The following is a 24,925-nucleotide window of genomic DNA, read 5'->3' as shown; positions in this document are numbered from 1 at the left end:
ATGACAAGCGCAGCGCATTCAACGACTTTGTCAGCCCTCTCCTACATACAGATTTTCGTGGACTCGGTTAACGTGGCAGCACCCCATTGCAAACAATTCCTAACAAGCTGTACACCGGGCGACTTTGGATATAGCCGGTAGAGCAGCCCTTCTTTTGACCTGAAAGGCTCTTATGGATTGGCTCAGAGGTATCTTGCACCAGGCGCCCGAGATCGCGCTGTTTGCATCGCTGGCACTTGGCTATGGCGTCGGCAAGCTGCGGTTTGGCTCGTTCCAGCTGGGGGGCGTGGCGGGCTCGCTGCTGGCGGCTGTGTTGATCAGCCAGGTGGGGGTACAGATCGACTCGGGCATCAAGGCGGTGCTGTTTGCGCTGTTCATCTATGCCGTGGGTTTTGAGAGTGGGCCCCAGTTCTTTCGCTCGCTGGGGCGGCAGTCGATCAAGGAGATCCTGATGGCGGCCGTGGTCGCCATCTCGGGCCTCGTCACCGTCGTGGTGCTGGCGCGGGTCTTCCACCTGGACAAGGGGCTGGCCGCAGGGCTGGCTGCCGGCGGCATGACGCAGTCGGCCATCATCGGCACGGCAGGCTCGGCCATCGAGAAGCTGGGCCTGGCCGCCGACGAGGTGCAGCGCATGCAGGCCAATGTGGCGATTGGCTATGCGGTGACCTATATCTTTGGCTCGTTCGGCGCCATCTTGCTGTGCGTGAATGTGCTGCAGTGGCTCACCGGCCGCAAGATCCATGACGACGCCATCCAGGCCGAGCAGGAAATGCTCAAGGGCGTGCATGTCTATGGCGCGGGCGAATCGCCTGCGGCACCCGATCTGGTGGGCCGCATTTTCAAGGTCAAGCAGTCAGGCCGCACGGTGACTGAGCTGGAGGCCAGCACCCCGCAAGGCTCGGTCACCATCGAGCGTATCCGCCGCAAGAATGCGCTGGTCGGCGTGGACCCGCAGTTGGTGCTGGAAGCGGGCGATATTGTGCTGCTGGTGGGCCGGCGCGCGGCGGTGGTGGCGCTGGGTGCCAACATCGGTGATGAGCTGCAAAGCGCCGAAGACATGGACGTGGTCATGGTGCGCCGTGATGTGTCCATCACCAACAGCCAGTACCTCAACCGCAGCGTCAAGGACATTCTGGACAGCCTCACGCCCGATTTCAAGCATGGCGTCTATGCGGTGGCGCTGACGCGCTCGGGCTCACCGCTGCCAATCACGCCCGCCACGCTGATCGTGCCAGGCGATGTGGTGACCCTGTTTGGTACGCCCCAGGATGTTCAGAACGCCGCGCAGTCGGTGGGCCCCATCCTCATTCCCAGTGACAAGACGGACTTTGTCTTCCACGGCCTGGGCATCACTGTCGGGCTGCTGATTGGGCTGCTCGTGCTACGCATCGGCTCCATCCCCATCACCCTGGGCAGCGGCGGTGGCGCCTTGCTGGCGGGTCTGCTGTTTGGCTGGTGGCGCAGCCGCAAGCACACCCTGGGCAATATGCCCACTGCCGCCTCTGCCCTGCTGCGCGACCTGGGCCTGGCCGGCTTTGTGGCCATGGTCGGCCTGCAGTCGGGCCAGCAGGCGGTGAGCACGGTGATGGAGCAAGGCCTGAGCCTCTTTCTGATGGGCATGGTGGTGACCATCGTGCCGCTGCTGATTGCGATGCTGTTTGGCAAGTATGTGCTGCGCTATGAGAACGTGGCCATCTTTGCTGGGGCGCTGTCGGGCGCGCGCAGCGCCAACCCCGCCTTTGGCGAGGTGCTGGACAAGGCGGGCAACGCCATCCCCACGGTGCCGTTTGCGATCACCTATGCGCTGGCCAATGTGTTTCTGACATTGCTGGGCCCGCTGGTCATCGCGTTTGCATGAGGGGCGCTGCTGCGCTCTCTTTTTCAGGGATTTCCAGGCGGCGCTGCACCGCCTCCCCTCTTTCCGTTTATCCCGTTTATCAACGACTGCAAGGAGTTGCACCATGTCTCAGGACTACCAGCGTCTGGCCCATTTGAGCCCGTTCGAGCTCAAGGATGAATTGATCAAGGTGGCATCGGGCAAGGCCAATCGGCTGATGCTCAATGCCGGTCGCGGCAACCCGAACTTTCTGGCGACCACGCCGCGCCGCGCGTTCTTTCGCCTGGGGCTGTTTGCGGCGGCCGAGTCCGAGCTGTCGTACTCGTACATGACGGTAGGGGTTGGCGGCCTGGCCAAGATTGAAGGCATTGAGAGCCGCTTTGAGCGTTACACCGCCGAGCACCGCGACCAGGAAGGCGTGCGCTTTCTGGCCAAGGCGCTCAGCTATGTGCGCGACCAGTTGGGCCTGGACCCGGCTGCCTTTCTGCATGAGATGGTGGACGGCATCCTGGGCTGCAACTACCCGGTGCCCCCGCGCATGCTGACCGTGAGCGAGAAGATTGTGCGCCAGTACATCGTGCGCGAGATGGCCGGCGGCGCCGTGCCGGTGGAGTCGGTCGACCTGTTTGCCGTCGAAGGCGGCACCGCTGCCATGGCCTATATCTTCGAGAGCCTGCGCATCAGCGGCCTGCTCAAGGCCGGTGACAAGGTTGCCATCGGCATGCCGGTGTTCACGCCCTATATCGAGATCCCCGAGCTGGCCCAGTACGCACTGGAAGAGGTGCCCATCCATGCCGACCCGGACAATGGCTGGCAGTACTCTGACGCCGAGCTGGACAAGCTGCGCGACCCGGCCGTCAAGATCTTCTTCTGCGTCAACCCCAGCAACCCGCCGTCGGTCAAGATGGACCAGCGCAGCCTGGAGCGCATCAAGACCATCATTGCCGACCACCGGCCCGATCTGATGGTACTGACCGACGATGTCTACGGCACCTTTGCCGATGACTTCCAGTCGCTGTTCTCGGTCTGCCCGCACAACACCTTGCTGGTCTACTCCTTCTCCAAGTACTTTGGCGCCACCGGCTGGCGCCTGGGCGTGATTGCCGCGCACAAGGAAAACGTCTTTGACAAAGCGCTGGCCCAGCTGCCCGAGAGCGCCAAGGTCGAGCTGGACCACCGCTACCGCTCGCTGCTGCCCGATGTGCGCTCGCTCAAGTTCATCGACCGCCTGGTGGCCGACAGCCGCGTGGTGGCGCTGAACCATACGGCCGGCCTATCCACCCCGCAGCAGGTGCAGATGGTGCTGTTCTCGCTGTTTGCGCTGATCGATGAAGCCGATGCCTACAAGCAGGCGCTCAAGCAGCTGATCCGCCGCCGCGAGGCCACCCTGTACCGCGAGCTGGGCATGCCGCCGCTGCACAACCCCAACTCCGTCAACTACTACACCCTGATCGACCTGCAGAGCGTCACCTGCCGGCTCTATGGCCAGGCGTTTTCCGAATGGGCCGTGCAGCAGTCCTCGACCGGCGACATGCTATTCCGCATTGCCGACGAGACCGGCATTGTGCTGCTGCCGGGCCGGGGCTTTGGCTCGGACAGGCCATCGGGCCGGGCGTCGCTGGCCAACCTCAACGAGTACGAATACGCCGCCATTGGCCGCGCCTTGCGCCAGATGGTGGACGAGCTGTATGCGCTGTTCCAGGCGCAGTCAGCCGCCAAGCCCTGAGCCGCTCTGGCGCATCAACGCGGCAGCGCAGGCCCGCCCCCCCCTGCGCTGCTCGCCCCAGCTCCCATCAGCGGCTGCAGCAGGCCGTTAGAACAACTCCTGCTGCATCGAGGTGAGGCCGTTGAAGTCCTCCCCCAGCGGCTGCAAGATGGCATCGGCAATCGGCTGCAGCTGCTTGCTCAGGTAGTGCTCGTAGTCGATCGGCGACTGGCGCACTTCCAAGGGCTCGGGCCCGTTCTTGCCCATCACATAGCGAATCCAGCCACCGCTTTGGTACTGCAGCGGCCGGCCCTGGCGCCGGTTGTAGTCATCGGCCATGCGGGCCGCGCGCACCTGCGGCGGCAGGTTGGCCACATAGGCATCGAGCCGGTGGCGCAGGCGCTTGCGGTAGACCAGCAAATCATCCTTCTTGCCTGCCAGGGTCGCCTGCGCATAGTCGATGACAAAGTCACGGTAGGGCTCACCTTGAAAGACCCGTGAGAGCAGCCCTTCCTGGAACTGACGCGCCAGCGGTGTCCAGTCGCTGCGCGCCATCTCCAGGCCCCGGTAGACCATGGCCTCCTTGCCATCGGTATCCACACTCAGGCCCGCATAGCGCTTTTTGCTGCCCACGTCCGAGCCCCGGATCGTGGGCATGAAGAACTTCTTGTAGTGCGTATCGAACTCGATTTCGAGAAAGCTCTCGAGGTTTTGCTGCTCGCGCAATCCCTGCGTCCACCAGGCATTGATATCGCTGACCAGCGATGTGGCTACCGCATGGGCCTCCTGGTTGCTGTGAGCACGCCCCAGCCAGATAAAGATCGAATCGGTATCCCCGTAGATGACCTCGTAGCCGCGCTGCTGCACCAGCGCCTTGGTGCGTTTGACCATCTCATGGCCGCGCAGGGTGATCGACGAGATCAGCGCTGGGTTGAAGAAGCGGCATTCCGTCGCGCCCAGCACCCCGGCAAAGGAGTTCATCACCAGCTTGAGCGCCTGGGACAGCGGCTCGTTCTTCGTGCGCTTGGCCTCATCGCGCGCGCGCCAGAGCGTGGTGACGATCTCGGGCAGGCAGTGCTTGTCGCGCGAAAAGCGTGTGTCCATCGGCCCGTGGATCAGCGATGCGGTATCGCTGGCATGCAGGCCTTCGGCCAGGCCCACCGGGTCGACCAGGTAGGTGCGGATGATGGACGGATAGAGACTTTTGTAGTCCAGCACCACCACCGAGTCATAAAAGCCGGGCCGCGAATCGAGCACATAGCCACCGGGCGAAGACTTGCCCCGCACATCGCCCACATTGGGCGCCACATAACCTTGGCGGTGCATGCGCGGCAGGTAGTGGTGGCTGAACGCGGCAATCGAGCCGCCAAACTGGTCCAGCTGCAGGCCGGTGGCATGCGCCCGCTCCATCGCAAACTGCAGCAGCTGGGCCTTGTCAAAAATGCGCAGCACCAGCTCGCAGTCGCGGATGTTGTAGGCCGCCAGCGCGGGCTTGTCCTGCTGGTAGCGGCGCTCGATCTCGGCCATCTTGTCGTACTCGTCGCCAATGTCCTTGCCCTCGCCCAGCAAGGCCTGAGCCACGTTCTCCAGGCTGAATGACGGAAAGCTCCACACCGCCGCCCGCAAGGCCTCGATGCCATCGATCACCGCGCGGCCCGGCATCGGCGCAAACCAGTAGTCCTGCTTGCCCGGGTGCGCGCGCCAGGCAATGGGCCGGCCCTCGCGCCCCAGCAGCAGCGGGGTGGCGCAATCATCCGCCGTCTTTTGCAGCACCCGCAGGTCAAACTGGATCACATTCCAGCCGACGATGACGTCGGGGTCATGGCGCGCAAACCAGGCATTGAGCTCTTCGATCATCGCCTTGCGGCTGGCGCAATACACCAGCCTGAAATCGCTGGTGGGTTCAGCCTGCTCTGCCGGTGCAGCGAGCGCCTGTGCGTCGGGCGCCGGTGCGTCGGGCGCCGGTGCATCGGGCGCCTGTGCGTCGGGCGCCGGTGCGTCGGGCGCCGGTGCATCGGGCGCCGGTGCATCGGGTACCGGGGCATCGCCCAGCATGTACACCACGCGCTCGCCCACGCCATCGAGCGCAATCGAGTACAGATCCTGGTGCTGGCTGGTTTCGATATCGAGCGACACGACTTTGAGCGCAGGCCGGTAGGCGGGCGCCGGCACCAGTCTGCAGTCCACCACGGTATTGCCTTGCAGCTGTCCGCCCTCGACCTGCACGCCAGCGGTGATAAAGCGCTCCATCAAATAGCGCTCATGGGGCCGCACATCGGCTTCCAAAAGCGACACATCGAGCTGCTTCAAGCCGCGCGCGAGCTTGCCCAACTGCCGGTAATGCGTGGCATAGACGCCCAGCACCGGCTCCTGCTGAAAATTTTTGAGGGCCAGCTCGCGCAGCTCCATACCGGGCATGGCCAGCAGCTGCGTCTGCACCACCACCCGGTGCCGCGCCTCGACAAACGCCACCGAGACCTGCCGCGTCAGCAGCACTTTGAGCGGCCCGGCATCGGTCGCCAGCCAGTACTCCATCTCGGTGCCCGCAGCCGCGTCCCGCCAATGGCGGGTCAGGATGAATCCTTGGAGGGGGGTGGTGGGCACGGTAGATCAGGCTAAGCAAAAAGGGGCGAAAACCGCAGCCATCGCTGCGATGGCATCAAGCGCCGAAAGCCTCGGCGGGCTTGCGCACCGATGATATCGCCGGCGTGCCGCAGCGCCTGCACATGGGTGGCAGATGTTGGCTCCAGAGCCTGTTTGGACAAAAGAAAAAGGACTTAGCTCTTTCGAGCTAAGTCCTTGTCTTTTTGGTCGGAATGGCGGGATTCGAACTCGCGACCCCTTGCACCCCATGCAAGTGCGCTACCAGGCTGCGCTACATTCCGAAGACTTGAATTATATACCTAGTTTTCAGGGTCCCCGGAAAGAATGCGACGAATTTCTTGCAATTCGATCGCGGCCTGCTGCCAGCTCAGCGGTTCAGCGCTTTCAGCCATGCCGGCAGCCAGTGCATCAGCACCTTCGTCCTGCAGTGCGAATATGCTGTCGCCTTCCAGCGCATCGAGCATGGCCTGGCCGCGCGGCAGTGACTGGAGCTGGTTGCGCGCCCCGCTGATCGTAAAGCCGCGCTCATAGAGCAGTTCACGGATGCGGCGGATCATCAGCACCTCATGGTGCTGGTAGTAGCGGCGGTTGCCCCGGCGCTTGACCGGGCGCAGCTGCGTGAACTCCTGCTCCCAGTAGCGCAGCACATGCGGCTTGACGTCGCACAGCACCGATACCTCACCGATGGTGAAATAGCGCTTGGCAGGGATGGGGGGCAGCTGTTTTTCCATGGACAAATTGTAAACAGCCGCGAAAGCGGCCGTGTTGCATATAGGCGAAAGCGGGCGACGGTTTGACCTTCAGTGCAACGCACTGCTGGCGGCCGCGCCCCCAGGGCCTGCGTTACTCCATGTCGGCGGGGGCCTGCACCGAATCCTTGAGCTTGCCGCTGGCATGGAAGGTGACCACGCGGCGCGCCTCGATCGGCACCTCTTCGCCGGTGCGCGGATTGCGGCCGGGGCGGGCCTTCTTCATGCGCACCTGGAAATTGCCAAAGCTCGACAGCTTCACATCCTCGCCCTTGATCAAGCTCTCCGAGATCAGGTCGAAAAAGGCATCGACCATGTCCTTGGCTTCGCGCTTGTTCAGGCCGATGTTGTCAAACAGCATATCGGCCAGCTGCGCCTTGGTCAGCGCAGGTTGTTCCAGGCTCTCAACGGTGAATTCCATATAGCAATCCTCGCGTGTGGGATCAGCGCAGACGCGCACCCAGGCTTTGTGTGAGTTGTTCGACCACGGCCTGCACGGCCGCTTCGATCTCGGTGTCTTCCAGCGCGCGCTCGTCATGGCCCAGGCTCAGACGCACGGCCAGGCTCTTCTCGTCCTGGGCCAGGCTGCCGGCAGCGGCCTCTTCGCCCGCCTTGAGCTTCTTGGGCCGGAACACATCGAACAGCACGGCACTGCGCAGGATAGCACCTGCGCTGGCAGCCGTGATGGCCTGCATGATCTGGGCGTGGGTGACAGTTTCCTTGACCACGACAGCGATGTCGCGCTCGACCATCTGGTGCTTGGCCACCGGTGCGAACACCGGCACCTGGCGTGCCAGCACGGCATCGAGGGCCAACTCGAACATCACTGGCGCCTGGGCCAAATCCCATTCCTGGCGCCACTGGGGGTGCAGCTCGCCAACAAAGCCGATGGCCTTGCCGTCCAGCAGCACGCGGGCGCAGCGGCCAGGGTGCAGCGCGGGGTGCTCAGCCGCTTCAAACACCGGCTTGAGCGGCGCCAGCAGTGCCTCGACATCGCCCTTGACGTCGTAGAAATCGACCTTGGTCTCGCTGCGGCCCCATTGCAGCTGGTCGGCTGCGCCATAGGCCAGGCCCGCCACGCGCATGGGCTGGTGGAAGCCCTTGACGGTGGTGTCGGACTCGGCGACCGAGTCGTCCTTGAAGAACACGCGGCCCAGCTCGAACACGCGCACGCGCTGAGCTTTGCGGTCCACATTGAACTTGAGCACCTGCAGCAGCGAGCCCAGCAACGACGAGCGCATCACGCTCAGGTGGCTGGCGATGGGGTTGAGCAGCTTGATGGCCTGGCTGTTGCCCGCCAGCTCTTGCTCCCACTTTTCTTCGACAAAGCTGAAGTTGATCGTCTCCTGGTAGCCCAGGCCGGCCAGCGCATGGCGCACGGCATAGGGGCTGCGGGAGTTCTCGGCACGCAGCTTGGGCGAGATCGGCGCCAGCGGCTTGCTGGTGGGCAGGTTCTCGTAGCCAATCATCCGCGCGATTTCTTCAACCAGGTCTTCTTCCAGGTTGATGTCGAAGCGGAAGGTAGGCGCGGTCACGCTGATCACGCCTTCTTGCGCCACGGTGGCTGGCAGGCCCAGGCCGTTCAGCGCATCGAGGCACTGCTGCTGGGTCACCGGCATGCCGATGACCTTGGCTGCACGCGCCACGCGCAGCTGCACCGTCTTGGGCGCAGGCATGTTGGGCTGCTGGTCGTCCATGGCAGCCACCTGGGTCTCGGGCGTGCCGCAGATCTCGAGCACCAGCTGGGTGATGCGCTCGATGTGCTCGGTGGTGAACTGCGGGTCCACACCACGCTCGAAGCGGTGGCCCGCGTCGGTCGAGAAGTTGAAGTGGCGCGAGCGGCCGGCAACGGCCTTGGGGAACCAGAAAGCCGCTTCGATGTAGATGTTCTTGGTGTCGTCGGACACGGCAGTGGCATCGCCACCCATGATGCCGGCGAGCGACTCCAGGCCGTGCGCGTCCGCAATCACGCCGACCTTGGGGAAGTCGTCGATCTCGATGGTGTTGCCGTTGAGCAGCTTGAGCGTCTCGCCCTGCTTGCCCCAGCGCACGCTCAGGCCACCGCTGATCTTGTCCAGATCGAAGATGTGGCTGGGGCGGCCCAGCTCGAACATCACGTAGTTGGAGATATCGACCAGGGGGCTGACGGCGCGCTGGCCGCAACGGGCCAGGCGGTCGACCATCCACTGCGGGGTCTTGACCTGGGTGTTGACGTTGCGCACGATGCGGCCGGAGAAACGGCCGCACAGGTCGGTCGCTTCGATCTTGACGGGCAGCTTGTCTTGCGAAGCCACAGCCGCCGCCGGGAAGGACAGCGCCTTGAGCGGCGTGCCGGTCAGCGCCGACAGCTCACGCGCCACACCATAGACCGACAGGCAGTGTGCCAGGTTGGGCGTGAGCTTGAGGGTGAACAAGGTGTCATCAAGGTTCAGGTATTCGCGCACGTTCTGGCCCAGTGGCGCATCGGCGGGCAGCTCCAGCAGACCGCCGTGGTCGTCGGTAATGCCCAGCTCCTTGGCCGAGCACAGCATGCCAAAGCTTTGCACGCCGCGCAGTTTGCCGATCTTGATCTTGAAGGGCTTGCCGTCCGCGCCGGGGGGCAGCTCGGCGCCCACGGTCGCGCAAGGGATGCGGATGCCCACGCGCGCATTGGGCGCGCCGCAGACGATATTGAGCAACTCGGGGCCACCGACATCGACCTGGCAGACGCGCAGACGGTCGGCATCGGGGTGTTGCACCGCTTCCTTGATCTCGCCGACAACGATGCCGGTGAACGGTGGCGCTACGGGGTCGAGTTCTTCGACCTCGAGGCCTGCCATGGTCAAGGTATCAGCCAGCTCTTGGGTGGTCAGCGACGGGTTGCAGTATTGGCGCAACCAGGATTCAGGAAATTGCATAGTCGGACTCTTTGGCGTTCAGGCCTGCTGCGCCGTCTTGGGCAGCGGCAGGCCGGGCGTTCTTGCTTTTCAATGGGGAGCGGCTGGCAGCGCATGCTGCCCGGGGGCTGGGGATCACATTGCAGATCTGCAACACCGCCCGCTCCGTGCTCATGACTGGAACTGCGACAGGAAACGGATGTCGCCGTCAAAGAACAGGCGCAGGTCATTGACGCCATAACGCAGCATGGTCAGGCGGTCAGGGCCCATGCCAAAGGCAAAGCCAATGTATTTCTCGGGATCGAGCCCCATGTTGCGCACCACATTGGGGTGTACCTGGCCGGCGCCCGAGACTTCCAGCCAGCGGCCGGCCAGCGGCCCGCTTTGGAACTGGATGTCGATCTCGGCCGAGGGCTCGGTGAACGGGAAGAAGCTGGGGCGAAAGCGCAGCACCAGGTCATCCTGCTCGAAGAAGGTCTTGCAGAAGTCGGTGAACACGACCTTGAGGTCCTTGAAGCTCACGTTCTCGCCGATCCACAGGCCTTCGCACTGGTGGAACATCGGCGAGTGGGTGGCGTCCGAGTCCACGCGGTAGGTGCGGCCCGGCGCGATCACGCGGATCTCGGGCATGGTCTGGCCCGCGTCGATCAGGTTGCGGTAGCGCTTGACGTGCTGGACCGCATGGCGCACCTGCATCGGGCTGGTGTGCGTGCGCAGCAGATTGGGCGCGTGCTGGGTGCCACCTTCGACATAGAAGGTGTCGTGCATCGAGCGCGCGGGATGGTCTTCGGGCGTATTGAGCGCGGTGAAGTTGAACCAGTCGGATTCGATCTCGGGGCCTTCGGCCACATCGAAGCCCATGGAGCCGAAGATGCCTTCGATGCGCTCCATCGTGATGGATACGGGGTGCAGACCACCGCTGCCGCGGCGGCGGCCGGGCAGGCTCACGTCCAGCACTTCGGCCTTGAGGTGGGCTTGCAGCTCGGCATCGGCCAGCGCCTTGCGGCGTGCCGTCAAGGCCGCCTCAATCGCCTGCTTGGCCACGTTGATGGCGGCACCGCGCGATTTTTTCTCTTCGACGGAAAGCTGCGCCATGCCCTTCATGAGCTCGGTCATCTTGCCCGACTTGCCCAAAAACTGCGCCTTGGCGTTTTCCAGATCAGCGGGGGTATGGGCCTGCGCAAACAGTTGCTGCGCGCTTTCGACCAGAGAATCCAACTCGTTCATATCGACTCTTATCGACTGTAATGCCGGGCCACCAAAAAGCAGCCTGGCGATAAAAAAACAAGGGCTAGCGCCTTTTCAAGCCCTAGCCCTTGCTGTGTGTGCACCAGCAGCTACTAAATCAACAGTAACTACCGATCGTGACCTTAGGCAGCCAGCTTGGCTTTGACTTGGTCGACGATAGCTGCAAAAGCAGCCTTGTCGTGCACGGCGATATCGGCCAGCATCTTGCGGTCGATTTCAATGGCAGCCTTCTTCAGACCGTTGGCGAACTGGCTGTAGGTCAGGCCCAGTTCACGGGAAGCGGCATTGATACGGGCGATCCACAATTGGCGGAACACGCGCTTCTTGGTACGACGGTCACGGTAGGCGTACTGGCCTGCCTTCATTACCGCTTGCTTGGCAACGCGGAAGACGTTACCACGGCGACCGCGGAAACCCTTAGCAAGGGCCAGAACTTTTTTGTGACGGGCGCGTGCCGTTACACCACGTTTGACGCGAGGCATGTGTTTTCTCCTAGTTCGTCAGTGAATTACAGGCCCATGCCGGGCAACATTTGTGCCATGTGACCCATGTTGGTCTCATGCACAGCGGTTGCACCACGCAGATGGCGCTTGTTCTTGGTGGTCTTCTTGGTCAAGATGTGACGCTTGAAGGCTTGACCGCGCTTGACGGTGCCACCTGGACGAACGCGAAAACGCTTCTTCGCGCTGCTTTTGGTCTTCATTTTGGGCATGTGAATGCTCCTTATGTTTGTGCTCGCGAGGCGTTCCATCGCCATGATGAAACTTGATTTGGCCCCGAGCCACTTCTGTGACAGACCTAGATTAGATCTACTCTATCAATGCGCAAGGTGTTGGCTGCGCCTATCCTAAGCACCAGAGCCGAAACCCCAGACTCAGGCAAGCACTGCCGCTACCCTGCTAAAAACCGAAAGCGGCCTAAGCCGCTTGTCGGTAATCCAGTATTCTAACCGCTTCTTTAAGCTGTGGCTACTGGCGAGGAATTTCCCTCGACCGGCTTGCCAGCTGCAGCGCCACCGGGCTTCTTGCGCGCCGGAGCGATCATCATGATCATCTGGCGGCCTTCGAGCTTGGGGAACTGCTCGACCTGGATCAGGTCGGCGAGCTCGTCGCGGATGCGGTTGAGCAGGTCCATGCCCAGGTTCTGGTGGGTGATTTCACGACCACGGAAGCGCAGGGTCACCTTGACCTTGTCGCCTTCGGCCAGGAAGCGGCGGATATTGCGCATCTTGACGTTGTAGTCGCCATCATCAGTACCGGGGCGGAACTTGATTTCCTTGATTTCGATGACGGTTTGCTTGGCTTTGGCCTCGGCCGCCTTCTTTTGCTCCAGATACTTGAACTTGCCGTAGTCCATCAGGCGGCAAACCGGAGGCGTGGCCGTGGCGACAATCTCCACCAGGTCAACGTCCAGCTCTCCGGCCATACGCAGCGCTTCCATCAGCGGCACGATGCCCAGCGGTTCATTATCAGGACCGGACAGACGCACTTCTGGTGCCTGAATCTCACGATTCAGACGGTGTTTGCGTTCTTCGCGGTGGCGGCGATCACGGAATTCAGTAGCTATGGCTTTCACCCTAAAAATTTAAAAACTACGACAGCGTAGCTGCTCAAAACGCAGTCCACGCTGTCCAAAGCTTTGACGAACCAGAAAAAGGCTGCTTAGGCTTTAGCGGCAATGTCCTTGGCAATCAAGTCGACGAATGCATCGATGGACATCACACCGAGGTCTTTCCCGCCCCGGGCGCGCACTGCTACGGCTCCGGCTGCCTTCTCCTTGTCGCCAGCGACAAGAATATAGGGCAGCTTTTGCAACGAATGCTCCCGTATTTTATACGTAATCTTCTCGTTGCGCAGATCGGTAACCACACGCAGCCCTTGGCTGGGCAAGGCCTTACGCAGTTTGTCGGCCACTTCCTGCACGTAGGCGCCTTGCGCATCGGTGATGTTGAGCACGGCCACCTGCGTGGGCGCGAGCCATGCGGGCAGCGCGCCGGCGTGCTGCTCGATCAGGATGCCGATGAAGCGCTCGAGCGAGCCCACGATCGCGCGGTGCAGCATGATGGGGCGGTGGCGCTCGCCGTCTTCGCCGACGAACTCGGCATCGAGGCGCTCGGGCAGGTTCGGGTCGACCTGGATGGTGCCGCACTGCCATTCACGGCCCAGCGCGTCCTTCAAGGTGTACTCGATCTTGGGGCCGTAGAACGCGCCCTCACCGGGCAGGTACTCGAACTCGCAACCCGAGGCGCGCAGGCCTTCGGCCAGCGCCGCTTCGGCCGCATCCCAGCTCTCGTCGCTGCCGATGCGCTTTTCAGGGCGGGTCGAGAGGCGGTAGAGGATGTTGGTGAAGCCAAAGTCTGCATACACCTTTTGCAGCAGCGCGGTGAACGCGGTCACCTCGGCCTGGATCTGCTCGGGCAGGCAGAAGATGTGGCCGTCATCTTGCGTGAAGGCGCGCACGCGCATGATGCCGTGCAGCGAGCCGGTAGGCTCGTTGCGGTGGCAGGCACCAAACTCACCAAAGCGCAGCGGCAGATCGCGGTAGCTCTTGATGCCTTGCTTGTAGATGAGGATGTGGCCGGGGCAGTTCATCGGCTTGAGCGCGTACTCGCGCTTTTCCGATTCGGTCGTGAACATGTTCTCGCGGTACTTGTCCCAGTGGCCGGTCTTCTCCCACAAGGTCTTGTCCAGGATCTGCGGGCCCTTGACCTCCTGGTAGCCGTTGTCGCGGTACACCTTGCGCATGTACTGCTCGACTTCCTGCCAGATCGACCAGCCCTTGGGGTGCCAGAACACGGTGCCGGGCGAATGCTCGTCGATGTGGAACAGGTCGAGTTCGCGGCCGAGCTTGCGGTGGTCGCGCTTTTCAGCCTCTTCGAGCATCGTCAGGTACTGCTGCAGATCGTCCTTGCTGGCCCAGGCCGTGCCGTAGATGCGTTGCAGCATCTCGTTGTTGTGGTCGCCGCGCCAGTAGGCACCGGCCACCTTCATCAGCTTGAAATGCTTGAGCTTGCCGGTGCTGGGCACGTGGGGGCCACGGCACAGGTCTTCGAACGCGCCTTCGCGGTACAGGCTCACATCTTCATTGCTGGGGATGGAGGCAATGATCTCGGCCTTGTAGTTCTCACCCAGGCCCTTGAAGTAGGCCACGGCTTCGTCACGCGGCAGCACGCGGCGCACCACGGGCTCGTCCTTGTTGGCCAGCTCGGTCATGCGCTTTTCGATCGCCACCAGGTCTTCGGGCGTGAAGGGGCGCTTGTAGGCGAAGTCGTAGTAGAAACCGTTGTCGATCACCGGGCCGATGGTGACCTGGGCTTCCGGGAACAGCTCCTTGACGGCGTAGGCCAGCAAGTGGGCGGTGGAGTGGCGGATCACTTCCAGACCATCGGCATCCTTGGCCGTCACGATGGACAGCGGCATGTCGCGGTCAATGACAAAGCTGGTGTCCACCACCTTGGCGTTGTCGCCCAGACCTACCTTGCCAGCCAGCGCGGCCTTGGCCAGGCCAGCGCCAATCGATGCAGCGACCTCGGCCACCGACACGGGGCCCGGGTAGTCGCGCTTGGAGCCATCGGGAAGCGTAATTTGAACCATGAGAAATCCTAAATAATCGTGAGCTTTTACCAAGCCGCGCTGCCAGAAAAGCAAAAAGCGCGGAGCTTGTCCGCGCTTTGGTGTGAGGAGACGAAATCGTCGTACAGGCGCGAACCACCGGCCTTACTGGCCAGTCAAACCCCAAGTGGTTGTAGTTCGCGGTGTCATAACCGATGTTGCCTTTCTCGCTCTTACCAGTGGATGGAATCTAAAACGACTGTCATTTTCCCACATTCTGATGCAATCTGCTGGTCTTCCCGCAATCCGGGCGCCAACGGGCTTGCCATAATCAAAACGATAGCAGACCTTGACGATTAGATATGCCCTATCGCTACGCCCGATCTGTTGGAATGTCCGCCTGCCTGGCTGCGTTATTGCTGCAAGGGGGCTGCTCCAGCACCCCCGCCACCCGTGGCAAAGTCCCCGAACGCGATATGCAGGCCCAGGAGTGGGGCCAGTCCGATGTGAACCGCATGGCCACCTTGAGCATGCGCGCCAACCTGCAAAGCCTGTATGTGCTGATGGACAAGCTCTACCGCCGCAATCCGCAGGAGTGGCGCAAGGGCGGTTTTGACAACCGCGAGGCGGCGATGAAGGCCGTGCGCGAGGCGATCGAAAACCAGCACCCCTGGCCCGAACTGTTGGATCAACGCGACATTGCCGGCATGAGCATGGCGCTGGCGCCCGAGTTTGCCGGCGACCGGGTGGCCGCCTTCACCTGGGCCACGGCCGACATGCTGATCACCGCCTATGGCGGCCGCACCACCTTCTACCTGATCCATGGGCTCGATGCCCAGGCGGTCTACAACGCGTCGCGCAACCTGGAGATTGCCAACTGGATGCTCACCCACCGCAAGCTGGGCAATGGCCAAACCATGCTGCTGAGCAACGAGCTCAATGCCAGCGAGCGCAACCTGAGCTTCGAGCGCGAATTTGGCAAGATGATTGCCCGCAATGACCTGATGGCCGATGTCGTATCCGAGAAATACCGCCGCGCGGTGATTGGCTATGTGCAGGGGCTGGCCGGCGGCAGCTTGCTGCAGTTTCTGCCGGTGCAGGCGGTGGCGCATTAACGCGCCCTCCTCACCCGCCCCATTTACTGAACCTGGCGCTTATCGCGCGGGCAGCGGCAGATGCAGGCTGCGCTTGAGCGTGGCCAGCGCAATCGAGGTGTTGAAGCGCTGGATATTCTGATCGCCGTCAAACAGCCGCTGGGTGATCGCCTGGTACTCCTGCATGTCACGCGCAGTCACCACCAGCAGGTAGTCCGTCTGGCCGGTGACGGCATAGCACTGCTGCACCGCCGTCTCAGCCGCCACCCGGGCGCGGAAGCCCTGGGTCAGCGCATCGAGCTCATTGACCAGCTGCACCTCGATAAAGATCGTCAGCGGCCGGCCCAGCGCCTCGGGGCTGAGCTGTGCGGTATTGGCCGCAATCACACCGCTGTCTTGCAGACGGCGGATGCGGCGCTGCACGGCAGCCGGTGACAGGTTCACCTGCTCGGCCACCTCGCGCTGGGGGCGCAGGTTGTCGCGCTGCAGGATGGCCAAAATGGCCAGGTCGAAGGAATCGAGTTCAGCGTTCATCGCGAGGGCCTGGAGGGGGAGTGCGCAGCAAGAGCGAAACTTGCATTTGGCACCGATTTTTCGAGCAATTTACTTCGCCCAGCTGCAATATTATCTCGGCCATGCAAGATTCTCTCTGGCAGCGGCTGCTGCCCTCCTTGGCCGTATTGGGCTCGGTCAGCGCGCTGTGCCTGGGCACCAGCTTTGCCAAACACCTGTTCCCCGTTGTCGGCGCCCAGGGCACTACTGCGTTGCGCGTGGGCTTTTCGGCATTGCTGCTGCTGCTCATCTGGCGCCCCTGGCGCTTTGGGCCTACCAAGGCGCACCTGGGGCAGATTGCGATCTTTGGCGTGGTGCTGGGGCTCATGAACCTGCTGTTTTACATGGCCATCAAGCGCCTGCCCTTTGGCGTGACGGTGGCCATCGAGTTTGTCGGCCCTCTGTCGGTGGCGGTGTGGACCTCGCGCCGGCTGCTCGATCTGGTCTGGCTGGGCTTGGCGGCGCTGGGCCTGTTTTTGCTGCTGGTGCTGCCGATGTTTGGTGTGCAGACTGCCGCGCTCGACCCGGTGGGCCTGTGCTTTGCGATCCTGGCCTCGGCCTGCTGGGCCGGCTACATCGTGCTGGGCAAGCGCGCCGGCCATATGCATGGCGGCATGGTGGTGTCACTGGCACTGCTGACTGCCGCCATTGTGGTGGTGCCCTTTGGCATTGCCGAGGCCGGCGCCAAGCTGCTGCAGCCCTCGATCCTGCTCTATGGCCTGGCAGTGGCCGCTGTCTCCAGCGCCATTCCCTACACCTTGGAGATGTTTGCGCTCAAGCGTCTGAGCTCTGGGGCCTTTTCCACCATGCTCGCCACCGAGCCGGCCATTGCAGCCATTGCCGGCATGCTGGTGCTGGGCGAGCTGCTAACCGCAACCCAGTGGTCAGCCATTGGACTGATCATGTTTGCAGCGATGGGCAGCGCGCTGACGGCCAAGCCCTCTGCCCCGCCGCAGGCGGCAGCGCCCAAGACCGAAGGCCAGGCCGTCGCCTGAGCACGCCACCCACCCGCCCATGAAAAAAGCGCCTGCCGCATAGTCGGCAAGCGCTTGGGTATTGGGATGGAAGCAGCTTAGTTCTCGCCCGCCCACTCCACCTTGGCGCCCAGGCTTTGCAGGTTCTCGACAAAGCGCGGGTGCGCGCGCTTGATCGGCGCGGCATTGCGAATCTCGGAGCGCCCTTCAATGCTGGCGGCAACCATGAACAAGGCAATGGCCACGCGGATGATGTAGGGGCTCTCCACCACGGCGGGGCTGAGCGGGTTGCCGCCCAGCGTGACGATGCGGTGCGGGTCGGACGAGAACACATGGGCACCGAACTTGGACAGCTCGCCGGTCCAGCCCAGGGCGCCGTCATAGACCTTGTTCCAGAACATCGCATTGCCTTCGGCGCGCACACCCAGCGCGATGAAGATCGGCAGCAGATCGACCGGGAAGTACGGCCAGGGTGCGGCCTCGACCTTGGTCAGCACATTGCGGGTAAACGGCGTCTCGACCTTGAGCGGGCCCTTGCGGATGGCGCGCGACCAGCCATCCTTGTGCTCGATCTGCACGCCAAACTTGGCAAAGGTGCGGTCGATCAGCGGGAAGTTGTCGGGGGTTCGGTTGCGCACCTGCACATCGCCGCCGGTGATCGCGCCCAACGCCAAGAAGGTGGTGATCTCGTGGAAGTCTTCCTCAAAATGGAACTCGCCGCCGCCCAGCTGCTCGACGCCATGCACCGTCAGGCGCGAGGTGCCAATGCCCTCGATCCTGGCGCCCAGCATCACCATGAAGCGGCAGAACTCCTGCACATGCGGCTCGCAGGCGGCATTGGTCAGCACCGAGCTGCCCTTGGCCGTGGCCGCGCACAGCACAAAGTTTTCGGTGGTGGTGACCGAGGCATAGTCGAGCCAGTGCTGGGTGGCCTGCAGCGGGCCATCGCAGCGCACGATGAGCGACCCCTCGCCATGCTCCACGCGGCCGCCAAAGCGGCGGAACACCTCGATGTGCGGATCGATCTCGCGCACGCCCAGGGTGCAGCCCTTGACATTGTCCTCCAGCCGCGCCACGCCAAAGCGGGCCAGCAGCGGCGGCACCAGCATGATGGACGAGCGCATTTCCTCGGGCAGGTGGTGCTTGCAGGCATCAAAATGCGTGTCGTGGTGGTGCAGTTGGAGCACGCCGCTGGCGTAGTCCATCTGCACGCTGGAGCCGAGCTTGCCGAAGATGTCCAGGATCTTGCGCACATCGGTGATGTCCGGAACGCCATGGAGCACCAGGGGCTGGGCCGTCAACAACGTCGCGCACAGCACAGGCAAAACGGCATTCTTGTTGGACGAGGGAATGATGCGGCCCTGCAAAGGGGTGCCGCCGTGCACGATGAGTTTGGACATGGATGGGGGGAGGTCGCGAATTCTGGAGTGGCCCGTGGCAGTGTGCGCTATCCGGGCCGACCCTGCATGGTACAGCGTCCAAAACAACAATAGGCACTCGGTTGGAGTGCCTTTTGTAAATACCCGTCAACAAAATGTGCGGGATGGTGTTATGCCCTGCCAGAGCAGCTCACTTGCCGATCAGAATGCGGGGACGACGGCGCCCTTGTACTTCTCCAGGATGAATTTCTTCACATCGTCGCCATGCAGCGCACGGGTCAGCTTGGTAATCGCCTCGTCATTGGCGCGGTCTGCACGGGCGGCAATGATGTTGGTGTAGGGCGAATCGGCGCCTTCGATAAAGAGCGCGTCCTTCGTGGGGTTGAGCTTGGCTTCGATCGCGTAGTTGGTGTTGATCAGGGCCAGATCCACGTCACCGAGCGCGCGCGGCAGCAGCGGCGCTTCGAGCTCCTTGAACTTGAGCTTCTTGGGGTTCTTGGCGATGTCCAGCGGCGTTGAAGTCAGCTTGGAGGCGTCCTTGAGCTCGATCAGGCCGTGCTTTTGCAGCAACAGCAAGGCGCGGCCGCCGTTGGACGGGTCATTGGGGATGGCCACGGTGGCGCCGTCCTTCAGGTCCTTGATGTTCTTGATCTTGCTGGAGTAGGCGCCAAAGGGCTCCACATGCACCTTGCCATTGGGCACTTGCACCAGCGAGCTCTTGCGGTCCTTGTTGTAGCTGTCCAGGTAAGGCTGGTGCTGGAAGAAGTTGGCATCGAGCTGCTTGTCTTCCACCGCCGCATTGGGCTGGATGTAGTCACTGAACTCGCGCACTTGCAGATCCACACCCTCAGCCTTGAGCTTGGGCTTGATGAAATTGAGGATTTCGGCATGTGGCACCGGCGAGGCCGCCACTTTCAGCACCACATCAGCAGCGTGGGCAGACACGGCCAGGGCCGCGATGGCAAGAACGGAAAGCGTTTTTTTGAACATGGTGTTTTGAACAGATGAGAAAGACCAGCCCGGGCAACACATGGATTTTTTCTTGATGGGACTGAACCAAGATGGTGCAAGTCTAGCCTTGATTGGCATATCGATCAAAGAATATAAAGAGATTTGGTTATAAAGAAATTGATCTTTATGGCCCAAAGCCACAGTCCGGGCAGCCGCCGGGCGCCGGCCGCGCTATGCTCTGGGCCATGTCTAGCCCGTTTGACCCCGATCAGCTGCTGCGCCTGCTCACCACCCCCATGCCTTTTGGCAAGTACCAGGGCCGCGCCATTGCGGACCTGCCAGGCAATTACCTCAACTGGTTTGCGCGGGAGGGCTTTCCCAAAGGCGATCTGGGCCGGCTGCTGGCACTGATGCACGAGATCGACCACAACGGCCTGGGCGAGTTGCTGCACCCTCTGCGCGCCAGCCTGCAGGCGAGCGGGCAGGCAGCTGGACAGCCTCCGCGAAAATGAAAAAACCCGCAGGCTGCCAGCAGCTGCGGGTGGGTTCAGGTTGTTGAGAAGCTGCTTTACTTGACGGCAGAGCGGGCTGCGTCGGCCTTGGCCTTGGCATCATCGGCCTGCTTTTGCAGCGCCGCCGCTTCGGCCTCTGCCTTCTTGGCTTCGGCTTCCTTGGCAGCGGCTTCTTCCTTGCCCTTGTCACCGCCCATGGCGCCCGCCATGGCACTGCCGGCCATCGTGCCAGCAACGGCGCCCACGGCAGCTGCGCCCATGGTGCCCATCATGCTGGAGCCGCCAGCGGTCGGTGCCGCGGCGGCCGGTGCCGCAGCGGCAGGGGCTGCAGCCGCTGCTGGAGCGGCCGCGGGTGCAGCGGCGGCTGGTGTCGCAGGCTTGGCTGCCGGTGCAGGGGCCGCCTTTTGCGTGGCTGCGGGACGCTTGACACCGCCGCCCATGCGCTTGGCGTGGGCCAGGCCTGGCAGAACCAGACCAGCAATGGTCAAAGCAAGAACGGATGCAGAGGTGCGAAAAGAGGGGTTCACTACGAAATTTCCAAATAAAAGGCCGGGGCCACAGGCGGGGTGCCTGCTTGCCTACCCTGGGTACATGAGGGGAAACGCTGCAAATTCAAGTGCTTGTAGGCACGGCTTGCAGCGGTATGGCTCGGCTTTGGTTATTCGTTATGCGTAGCGCGCAGCTATAAATATTGTAGAGCAAGCCAGCGGCAGGGCTTGATCTACAAGACCTTGGGCGCCGCCCGCTATCGCCTGGCTCAGGCCGCTGCGATGCTGCCGAGCCCGCTGTATACCCACCAGGCCAGCGCCAGCATCATCACGCCGGTAAAGCCGTCCATCACGCGCCAGGCCTGGGGCTTGGCAAACAGCGTTTGCAGGCGCCGGCCGGCGCTGGCCAGCATCACAAACCAGGCGAGACTCGCACTGGCCGCACCCAGCACAAAGATCCATTTGAGGCTGCCGTCCTGGCGTGCGCCGATCGAGCCCACCAGCACCACCGTGTCCAGGTAGACATGGGGGTTGAACAAGGTGATGACGACCAGCGCACCCAGCACGCGCCACAGGCCGCGCCGGGCCGCCGTGGCCGGCGCACCGTCCCCATCGGCAGCAGGCGCTGCGCCAGCGGGCATCGCGGCGCGCCACAGAGCCATCAGGCCATAGGCCAGCAAAAACAGTGCGCCGCCCAAGGTGAGGTAGTAGGCCAGGGTGGGCGAATCCCCCAGCACCTGGGCCATGCCGGCCACGCCAATACCGATCAGCAACGCATCGCTGAACACGCACCAGGCGACGCAGGCGCGTACATGCTCGCCGCTCACGGCCTGGCGCAGCACATAGAGGTTTTGCGCACCGATCGAGACGATCAAAGAAAGGCAGACCGTGAAACCGGCCAGCCAGGTAGAAGTCATGCTTGTTGTCCACATGGCGGCTATTGTGCGGCGCACCACTAAATAAGTAAAATTAAACAATCTTAGTCAAATGAAGCAAAACTAAATGCTGGACTACCTGGGACTGGCCGCGCTGGCGGCCGTGGTGCGCGAGGGCAGCTTCGAGCGCGCCGCCAAGAAACTCCATGTCACCCCATCGGCGGTGTCGCAGCGCATCAAGCAGCTCGAGGAGCGCAGCGGCCAGGTGCTGGTGCAGCGCGGCAATCCCTGCACCGGCACCGAGGCCGGCCTGCGTCTGTGCCTGCACCTCGAGCAGGTGGCCTTGCTGGAAAACGCCCTGCGCCGCAGCAACCCCGATCTGCTGCCCGACGCGCCGGTCGCGCCCACCATCAAGCTGGCTGTCAATGCCGACTCGCTCTCGACCTGGTTCATGGATGCGATGGCCGAATTCACCGCCTCGGGCAACGAGCTGCTGGATTTGCGCGTGGACGACCAGGACCACACCGCCCAGGCGCTGCGCGAAGGGGCGGTGCTGGGCGCAGTGACCGGCACCAGCGGCCAGATTCCGGGCTGCAACAGCTGGCCGCTGGGCACGATGCGCTATGTGGCAGCGGCCAGCCCCGGCTTTATGACGCGTTACTTTGCAGACGGGGTGAGCACCCAGGCGCTGGCCCAGGCGCCCATCATGACCTTTGACCGCAAGGACCGGCTGCAGGACCAGTGGCTGCAGGCCCAGGGCATGGCCTCGCGCGGCAGCGGTCCCCGGCATTTTCTGCCATCCAACCAGGGCTATGTGCGTGCCTGCGAGATCGGCATGGGCTGGGGCATGCACCCCACGGTGCTGATTGCCGAGCAGCTCGCGCGCGGCAGCCTGGTGCCGCTGGTGCCCGACACCCCGCTGGACGTGCCGCTGTACTGGGCGCTGCCGCGCAGCGCGCAGACCAGCCTGGCCCGGTTGACGGACTGCGTCATGCGCGCAGCCAGCCGCGTGCTCACGCCTGCGGCTTGAGCCTTGCTGCCCTGGGGTTGTCAGCAAGGCGCAGGCTGGTGCGCCTATGATGCTGGCAGCGGCAGCACCGGCCTACCTGGGCGCTGCCGCAGAGGGAGGACTCCATGGTTTTCATTAGAAAGAGCACAGCATGATTGAGGTGCAGGATCTCATCGTCGACTACCCCGGCCACCGCGCGCTGCATGGCGTGAGCCTGCAGATCGAGGCGGGCACCGTCACCGCCTTGGTGGGGCCCAATGGCGCGGGCAAATCCACCTTGCTGCGCTGCATTACCGGGCTGGAAGCGCCGCTGAGCGGCAGCACCCGGGTGGCAGGCATTGATGTGCAGCAAGCGCCCCGCCGCGCCCACCAGTGCATGGGCTATCTGTCGGATTTCTTCGGGCTCTACGAGACCCTGAGCGTGGCCCAGTGCCTGCAGTACGCCGCCGAAAGCCAGGGCCTGAGCCGCCAGGCAGCCACCGCGCGCGTGCATGCCGTGGCCGAGCAATTGGCGCTGACGGCCAAGCTGGGCCATGCCACGCGCAATCTCTCGCGTGGCCAGCGCCAGCGCGTGGCCATTGGCCAGGCCATCATCCATGAGCCCCAGGTGCTGCTACTCGATGAGCCCGCCAGCGGGCTCGATCCGGAAGCGCGCAGCAGCCTCTCGACCCTGTTCCGCCAGCTGCAGGCCCAGGGCATGACCCTGGTCGTCTCCAGCCACATCCTGAGCGAGCTTGACGAGTACTGCAGCCATATCCTGTCGATCCGCGAAGGCCGCATCACCAGCCACGGGCCCCTGAATGCGGTCGCTGGCGCCGGCGGCATCGGCGCCCTGCCCTCCGAGCTGGTGATGCAGCTGGAGCTGGCCGCGCCGCTCGCCCAGCCCGAGCTGGCACTGGCTGGCTACCGCCTGGTCGATATGCGTGCGGGCCGTGAGGGCAGCGCCTCTCATATCCTGTGGATTGGCATGCCTGCGCATGACACTGCTGCCCGCGTGCAGCTGCTGCAGCAGCTCGTGGCCCACGGCGCGCAGGTGCTGGGCTACCAGGAGGCGCGCACCAGTCTGCAGGAGCGCTACCAGCAAAGCCTGGAGGCCCCCGTTGATCCCCAAGCGCTGTTTGCCAAGGAGTGGCCATGAATCCGGAATTTCGCCGCCAGCTCAGCCTGGAGCTGAGCCCTGCGCGCCTGGTGCTGATGCCGGCCATCTTGCTGATGCTGGCCATCTGCGTGTTTGTGATCGAGGGCAAGCAGCCGCTGGTTTATTTGCACAAGGGTGCGATGACGCTGGTAGGCCTGCTGGCCGCCTGCGTGGGCACCTTCACCGCACTGTCCAGCATCAATGACGAGCTGAACGAACGCACCTGGGACCAGCAGCGCATGAGCGCCATGGGCCCCTGGCGCATGGCCTGGGGCAAACTGCTGGGCGGCCCCAGCTATGCCTGGTATGGCGCGCTGCTGTGCACCGCAGCGGCCCTGCTGTGCGGCTTCTGGCTGGGCGAGCTGGCCGAGACCGTGCTGGTGCTCGTCCTCACCATTGTGGGCGCCTGCGCGCTGCACTGCGCGATGATGGCCAGCCGCCTCTACAGCATGGATCCCAACAAACCGGCCACGAGCCGCAATGTCTGGGTGCTGGTGGTGCTGGTGTTCCTGCTGCTGCAACTCGTTAGCAGCCTGGTGGTGGGGCTGGACAGCCTGCTGGGCGGTGACGGTGGCGGCGCCTGGTGGGGCCTGCATCTGGGCTCGGGCGCGCTGCTGCTGATTTTCGCGGCCGCCAGTTTGCTGCTGGGTCTGCTGGCGCTGTGGCGGGCCATGTCCATGCAGCTGTCGGTGCCCACCACGCCCTGGGCCTGGGCGCTGGGCAATGCGGCGGGCTGTCTGCTGCTCGTGGGCCTGGTGCCCAGCGGCACCGGCCGGGCGCTGACCGGCATGCTGCTGCTGGCGCTGGTAACCTACTACGCCGCTGCGCTCGAGAGCCAGGTGGCGCAGCGCTGGCGCGCCCTGCTCTATAGCGCGCAGCACGGCCAGTGGCGGCGCTTTTGGCAGAACATGCCACTGTGGCCGATCAGCTGGTGCATGGCATTTGCGGTGCTGCTGCCAGCCTACCTGTTGTGGAATGCCGACCCGCTGTCCAAACGCTCCCAACTGGGCCCGCTGGCCTTCATGGTGCTGCTGCATGTGCTGCGCGACTGCGGCATCTACCTGGTGTTCTCGCTGCGCAAAAGCAGCCGCTCGCCGCTGGGCATGACCTTGCTGGTGGTCTTTGTGCTCAGCGCCCTGCTGCCGGCCATGTTCTGGTCACTGGGGCTGGCGCCGCTGTTCGAGCCGCTGTTTGGCGCCTTTGACCCGCGCCTGTCGTCCAACTTCCAGCATGCGCCGGCGCTGGGCTGGCTCGCCTGGAGCGGTATGCTGGTGCAGTTGGCCGTGCTGGCCGTAGCGCTGGTGTGGCGCCTCAAGGCCATCACGCCCCGCAGCGCGGCGAAGGACGATATCTTTGCGCTTTAGGCACCTATCCACCGCCTGC

The 24,925-nt window shown here is 63.4% G+C and carries 22 protein-coding genes and 1 tRNA gene; 8 read left to right on the top strand and 15 right to left on the bottom strand.

The genetic code is table 11. The features are described from left to right. Nucleotides 1–172: 172 nt before the first annotated feature. Nucleotides 173–1,858 (top strand): aspartate-alanine antiporter, encoded by a 1,686-nt coding sequence (gene aspT / locus ACPEE1_RS07890; protein ID WP_423935864.1) that lies wholly within the window; start codon nt 173–175, stop codon nt 1,856–1,858. Between the two features lie 103 nt (nt 1,859–1,961). Beyond that, nucleotides 1,962–3,563 (top strand): bifunctional aspartate transaminase/aspartate 4-decarboxylase, encoded by a 1,602-nt coding sequence (locus tag ACPEE1_RS07885; protein WP_423935862.1) that lies wholly within the window; start codon nt 1,962–1,964, stop codon nt 3,561–3,563. Between the two features lie 87 nt (nt 3,564–3,650). On the opposite strand, the gene ACPEE1_RS07880 is transcribed toward ACPEE1_RS07885, so the two are convergent. From ACPEE1_RS07880 to thrS, 10 genes are all read right to left on the bottom strand, one after another. After that, nucleotides 3,651–6,146, bottom strand: coding sequence for a DNA polymerase II (locus ACPEE1_RS07880; RefSeq protein WP_423935860.1), 2,496 nt, complete (start codon nt 6,144–6,146; stop codon nt 3,651–3,653). A 204-nt stretch (nt 6,147–6,350) separates the two neighbouring features. Then, nucleotides 6,351–6,427, bottom strand: a tRNA-Pro gene (locus ACPEE1_RS07875). Between the two features lie 18 nt (nt 6,428–6,445). Next, complete coding sequence (locus ACPEE1_RS07870) at nt 6,446–6,877, bottom strand: MerR family transcriptional regulator (RefSeq protein WP_423935858.1); 432 nt, start codon at nt 6,875–6,877, stop codon at nt 6,446–6,448. Between the two features lie 112 nt (nt 6,878–6,989). Continuing rightward, nucleotides 6,990–7,316, bottom strand: coding sequence for an integration host factor subunit alpha (locus ACPEE1_RS07865; protein ID WP_021025154.1), 327 nt, complete (start codon nt 7,314–7,316; stop codon nt 6,990–6,992). Between the two features lie 22 nt (nt 7,317–7,338). Continuing rightward, a complete protein-coding gene (pheT, locus tag ACPEE1_RS07860) occupies nt 7,339–9,792 on the bottom strand; it encodes a phenylalanine--tRNA ligase subunit beta (protein WP_260719994.1) in 2,454 nt (817 codons plus the stop codon). A gap of 150 nt (nt 9,793–9,942) precedes the next feature. Continuing rightward, a complete protein-coding gene (gene pheS / locus ACPEE1_RS07855) occupies nt 9,943–10,998 on the bottom strand; it encodes a phenylalanine--tRNA ligase subunit alpha (protein ID WP_021025156.1) in 1,056 nt (351 codons plus the stop codon). 143 nt (nt 10,999–11,141) lie between these two features. Beyond that, complete coding sequence (rplT, locus tag ACPEE1_RS07850; RefSeq protein ID WP_021025157.1) at nt 11,142–11,501, bottom strand: 50S ribosomal protein L20; 360 nt, start codon at nt 11,499–11,501, stop codon at nt 11,142–11,144. Between the two features lie 26 nt (nt 11,502–11,527). Then, nucleotides 11,528–11,731 (bottom strand): 50S ribosomal protein L35, encoded by a 204-nt coding sequence (gene rpmI, locus ACPEE1_RS07845; RefSeq protein WP_021025158.1) that lies wholly within the window; start codon nt 11,729–11,731, stop codon nt 11,528–11,530. Between the two features lie 245 nt (nt 11,732–11,976). Continuing rightward, a complete protein-coding gene (gene infC, locus ACPEE1_RS07840) occupies nt 11,977–12,594 on the bottom strand; it encodes a translation initiation factor IF-3 (RefSeq protein WP_021025159.1) in 618 nt (205 codons plus the stop codon). An 86-nt stretch (nt 12,595–12,680) separates the two neighbouring features. Next, a complete protein-coding gene (gene thrS, locus ACPEE1_RS07835) occupies nt 12,681–14,612 on the bottom strand; it encodes a threonine--tRNA ligase (RefSeq protein WP_116925857.1) in 1,932 nt (643 codons plus the stop codon). Nucleotides 14,613–14,962: 350 nt separating this feature from the next. Here thrS and ACPEE1_RS07830 point away from each other — a divergent pair, with 350 nt between their 5' ends. Next, complete coding sequence (locus ACPEE1_RS07830; protein ID WP_423935853.1) at nt 14,963–15,685, top strand: hypothetical protein; 723 nt, start codon at nt 14,963–14,965, stop codon at nt 15,683–15,685. 39 nt (nt 15,686–15,724) lie between these two features. Here the strand turns inward: ACPEE1_RS07830 and ACPEE1_RS07825 are convergent, their stop codons facing one another. Then, nucleotides 15,725–16,198 (bottom strand): Lrp/AsnC family transcriptional regulator, encoded by a 474-nt coding sequence (locus ACPEE1_RS07825; RefSeq protein ID WP_182342941.1) that lies wholly within the window; start codon nt 16,196–16,198, stop codon nt 15,725–15,727. Between the two features lie 101 nt (nt 16,199–16,299). Between ACPEE1_RS07825 and ACPEE1_RS07820 the strand changes: the two genes are divergently transcribed. Beyond that, complete coding sequence (locus ACPEE1_RS07820) at nt 16,300–17,211, top strand: EamA family transporter (protein ID WP_260719999.1); 912 nt, start codon at nt 16,300–16,302, stop codon at nt 17,209–17,211. Between the two features lie 77 nt (nt 17,212–17,288). Here ACPEE1_RS07820 and ACPEE1_RS07815 read toward each other — a convergent pair whose 3' ends face one another. Continuing rightward, nucleotides 17,289–18,590, bottom strand: coding sequence for a UDP-N-acetylglucosamine 1-carboxyvinyltransferase (locus ACPEE1_RS07815; RefSeq protein ID WP_260720001.1), 1,302 nt, complete (start codon nt 18,588–18,590; stop codon nt 17,289–17,291). A gap of 180 nt (nt 18,591–18,770) precedes the next feature. Beyond that, complete coding sequence (locus ACPEE1_RS07810) at nt 18,771–19,559, bottom strand: MetQ/NlpA family ABC transporter substrate-binding protein (RefSeq protein ID WP_423935850.1); 789 nt, start codon at nt 19,557–19,559, stop codon at nt 18,771–18,773. Between the two features lie 206 nt (nt 19,560–19,765). Here ACPEE1_RS07810 and ACPEE1_RS07805 point away from each other — a divergent pair, with 206 nt between their 5' ends. Continuing rightward, on the top strand, nt 19,766–20,032 hold the full coding sequence (locus ACPEE1_RS07805) for a DUF3820 family protein (RefSeq protein WP_116925997.1): 267 nt from the start codon (nt 19,766–19,768) through the stop codon (nt 20,030–20,032). A gap of 56 nt (nt 20,033–20,088) precedes the next feature. Here ACPEE1_RS07805 and ACPEE1_RS07800 read toward each other — a convergent pair whose 3' ends face one another. Continuing rightward, the gene (locus ACPEE1_RS07800; RefSeq protein ID WP_260720003.1) at nt 20,089–20,520 is read right to left on the bottom strand and encodes a hypothetical protein; all 432 of its coding nucleotides are present in this window, start codon (nt 20,518–20,520) and stop codon (nt 20,089–20,091) included. A gap of 269 nt (nt 20,521–20,789) precedes the next feature. Next, nucleotides 20,790–21,452 (bottom strand): LysE/ArgO family amino acid transporter, encoded by a 663-nt coding sequence (locus ACPEE1_RS07795; protein WP_182342947.1) that lies wholly within the window; start codon nt 21,450–21,452, stop codon nt 20,790–20,792. 70 nt (nt 21,453–21,522) lie between these two features. On the opposite strand from ACPEE1_RS07795, the gene ACPEE1_RS07790 reads away from it, so the two are divergent. The 3 genes from ACPEE1_RS07790 (at nt 21,523) to ACPEE1_RS07780 (ending at nt 24,906) form a co-directional block, all read left to right on the top strand. After that, nucleotides 21,523–22,425 carry an HTH-type transcriptional regulator ArgP gene (locus tag ACPEE1_RS07790; RefSeq protein ID WP_116925851.1) on the top strand — a complete coding sequence of 301 codons (903 nt, stop codon included), beginning with the start codon at nt 21,523–21,525 and terminating at the stop codon, nt 22,423–22,425. 130 nt (nt 22,426–22,555) lie between these two features. Continuing rightward, on the top strand, nt 22,556–23,542 hold the full coding sequence (locus ACPEE1_RS07785; RefSeq protein WP_423935847.1) for an ABC transporter ATP-binding protein: 987 nt from the start codon (nt 22,556–22,558) through the stop codon (nt 23,540–23,542). Then, nucleotides 23,539–24,906, top strand: coding sequence for a hypothetical protein (locus ACPEE1_RS07780; protein ID WP_423935845.1), 1,368 nt, complete (start codon nt 23,539–23,541; stop codon nt 24,904–24,906). The genes ACPEE1_RS07785 and ACPEE1_RS07780 overlap by 4 nt, the downstream gene beginning before the upstream one ends. Nucleotides 24,907–24,925 lie beyond the last annotated feature (19 nt).

The sequence above is a fragment of the Comamonas sp. 23 genome (assembly GCF_049601575.1).
Taxonomy (GTDB): Bacteria; Pseudomonadota; Gammaproteobacteria; order Burkholderiales; family Burkholderiaceae_C; genus Comamonas; species Comamonas squillarum.
Note: the sequence above shows the minus strand (reverse complement) of the source record. Positions and strands in the feature narration are given on the sequence as shown.

Bases quoted from the DNA above. Each gene is read 5' to 3' on its own strand.
- aspT (WP_423935864.1), top strand. From the start codon at position 173: ATGGATTGGCTCAGAGGTATCTTGCACCAGGCGCCCGAGATCGCGCTG.
- ACPEE1_RS07885 (WP_423935862.1), top strand. From the start codon at position 1,962: ATGTCTCAGGACTACCAGCGTCTGGCCCATTTGAGCCCGTTCGAGCTC.
- ACPEE1_RS07870 (WP_423935858.1), bottom strand. From the start codon at position 6,877: ATGGAAAAACAGCTGCCCCCCATCCCTGCCAAGCGCTATTTCACCATC.
- ACPEE1_RS07865 (WP_021025154.1), bottom strand. From the start codon at position 7,316: ATGGAATTCACCGTTGAGAGCCTGGAACAACCTGCGCTGACCAAGGCG.
- pheT (WP_260719994.1), bottom strand. From the start codon at position 9,792: ATGCAATTTCCTGAATCCTGGTTGCGCCAATACTGCAACCCGTCGCTG.
- pheS (WP_021025156.1), bottom strand. From the start codon at position 10,998: ATGAACGAGTTGGATTCTCTGGTCGAAAGCGCGCAGCAACTGTTTGCG.
- rplT (WP_021025157.1), bottom strand. From the start codon at position 11,501: ATGCCTCGCGTCAAACGTGGTGTAACGGCACGCGCCCGTCACAAAAAA.
- rpmI (WP_021025158.1), bottom strand. From the start codon at position 11,731: ATGCCCAAAATGAAGACCAAAAGCAGCGCGAAGAAGCGTTTTCGCGTT.
- thrS (WP_116925857.1), bottom strand. From the start codon at position 14,612: ATGGTTCAAATTACGCTTCCCGATGGCTCCAAGCGCGACTACCCGGGC.
- ACPEE1_RS07830 (WP_423935853.1), top strand. From the start codon at position 14,963: ATGTCCGCCTGCCTGGCTGCGTTATTGCTGCAAGGGGGCTGCTCCAGC.
- ACPEE1_RS07825 (WP_182342941.1), bottom strand. From the start codon at position 16,198: ATGAACGCTGAACTCGATTCCTTCGACCTGGCCATTTTGGCCATCCTG.
- ACPEE1_RS07820 (WP_260719999.1), top strand. From the start codon at position 16,300: ATGCAAGATTCTCTCTGGCAGCGGCTGCTGCCCTCCTTGGCCGTATTG.
- ACPEE1_RS07815 (WP_260720001.1), bottom strand. From the start codon at position 18,590: ATGTCCAAACTCATCGTGCACGGCGGCACCCCTTTGCAGGGCCGCATC.
- ACPEE1_RS07810 (WP_423935850.1), bottom strand. From the start codon at position 19,559: ATGTTCAAAAAAACGCTTTCCGTTCTTGCCATCGCGGCCCTGGCCGTG.
- ACPEE1_RS07805 (WP_116925997.1), top strand. From the start codon at position 19,766: ATGTCTAGCCCGTTTGACCCCGATCAGCTGCTGCGCCTGCTCACCACC.
- ACPEE1_RS07795 (WP_182342947.1), bottom strand. From the start codon at position 21,452: ATGTGGACAACAAGCATGACTTCTACCTGGCTGGCCGGTTTCACGGTC.
- ACPEE1_RS07790 (WP_116925851.1), top strand. From the start codon at position 21,523: ATGCTGGACTACCTGGGACTGGCCGCGCTGGCGGCCGTGGTGCGCGAG.
- ACPEE1_RS07785 (WP_423935847.1), top strand. From the start codon at position 22,556: ATGATTGAGGTGCAGGATCTCATCGTCGACTACCCCGGCCACCGCGCG.
- ACPEE1_RS07780 (WP_423935845.1), top strand. From the start codon at position 23,539: ATGAATCCGGAATTTCGCCGCCAGCTCAGCCTGGAGCTGAGCCCTGCG.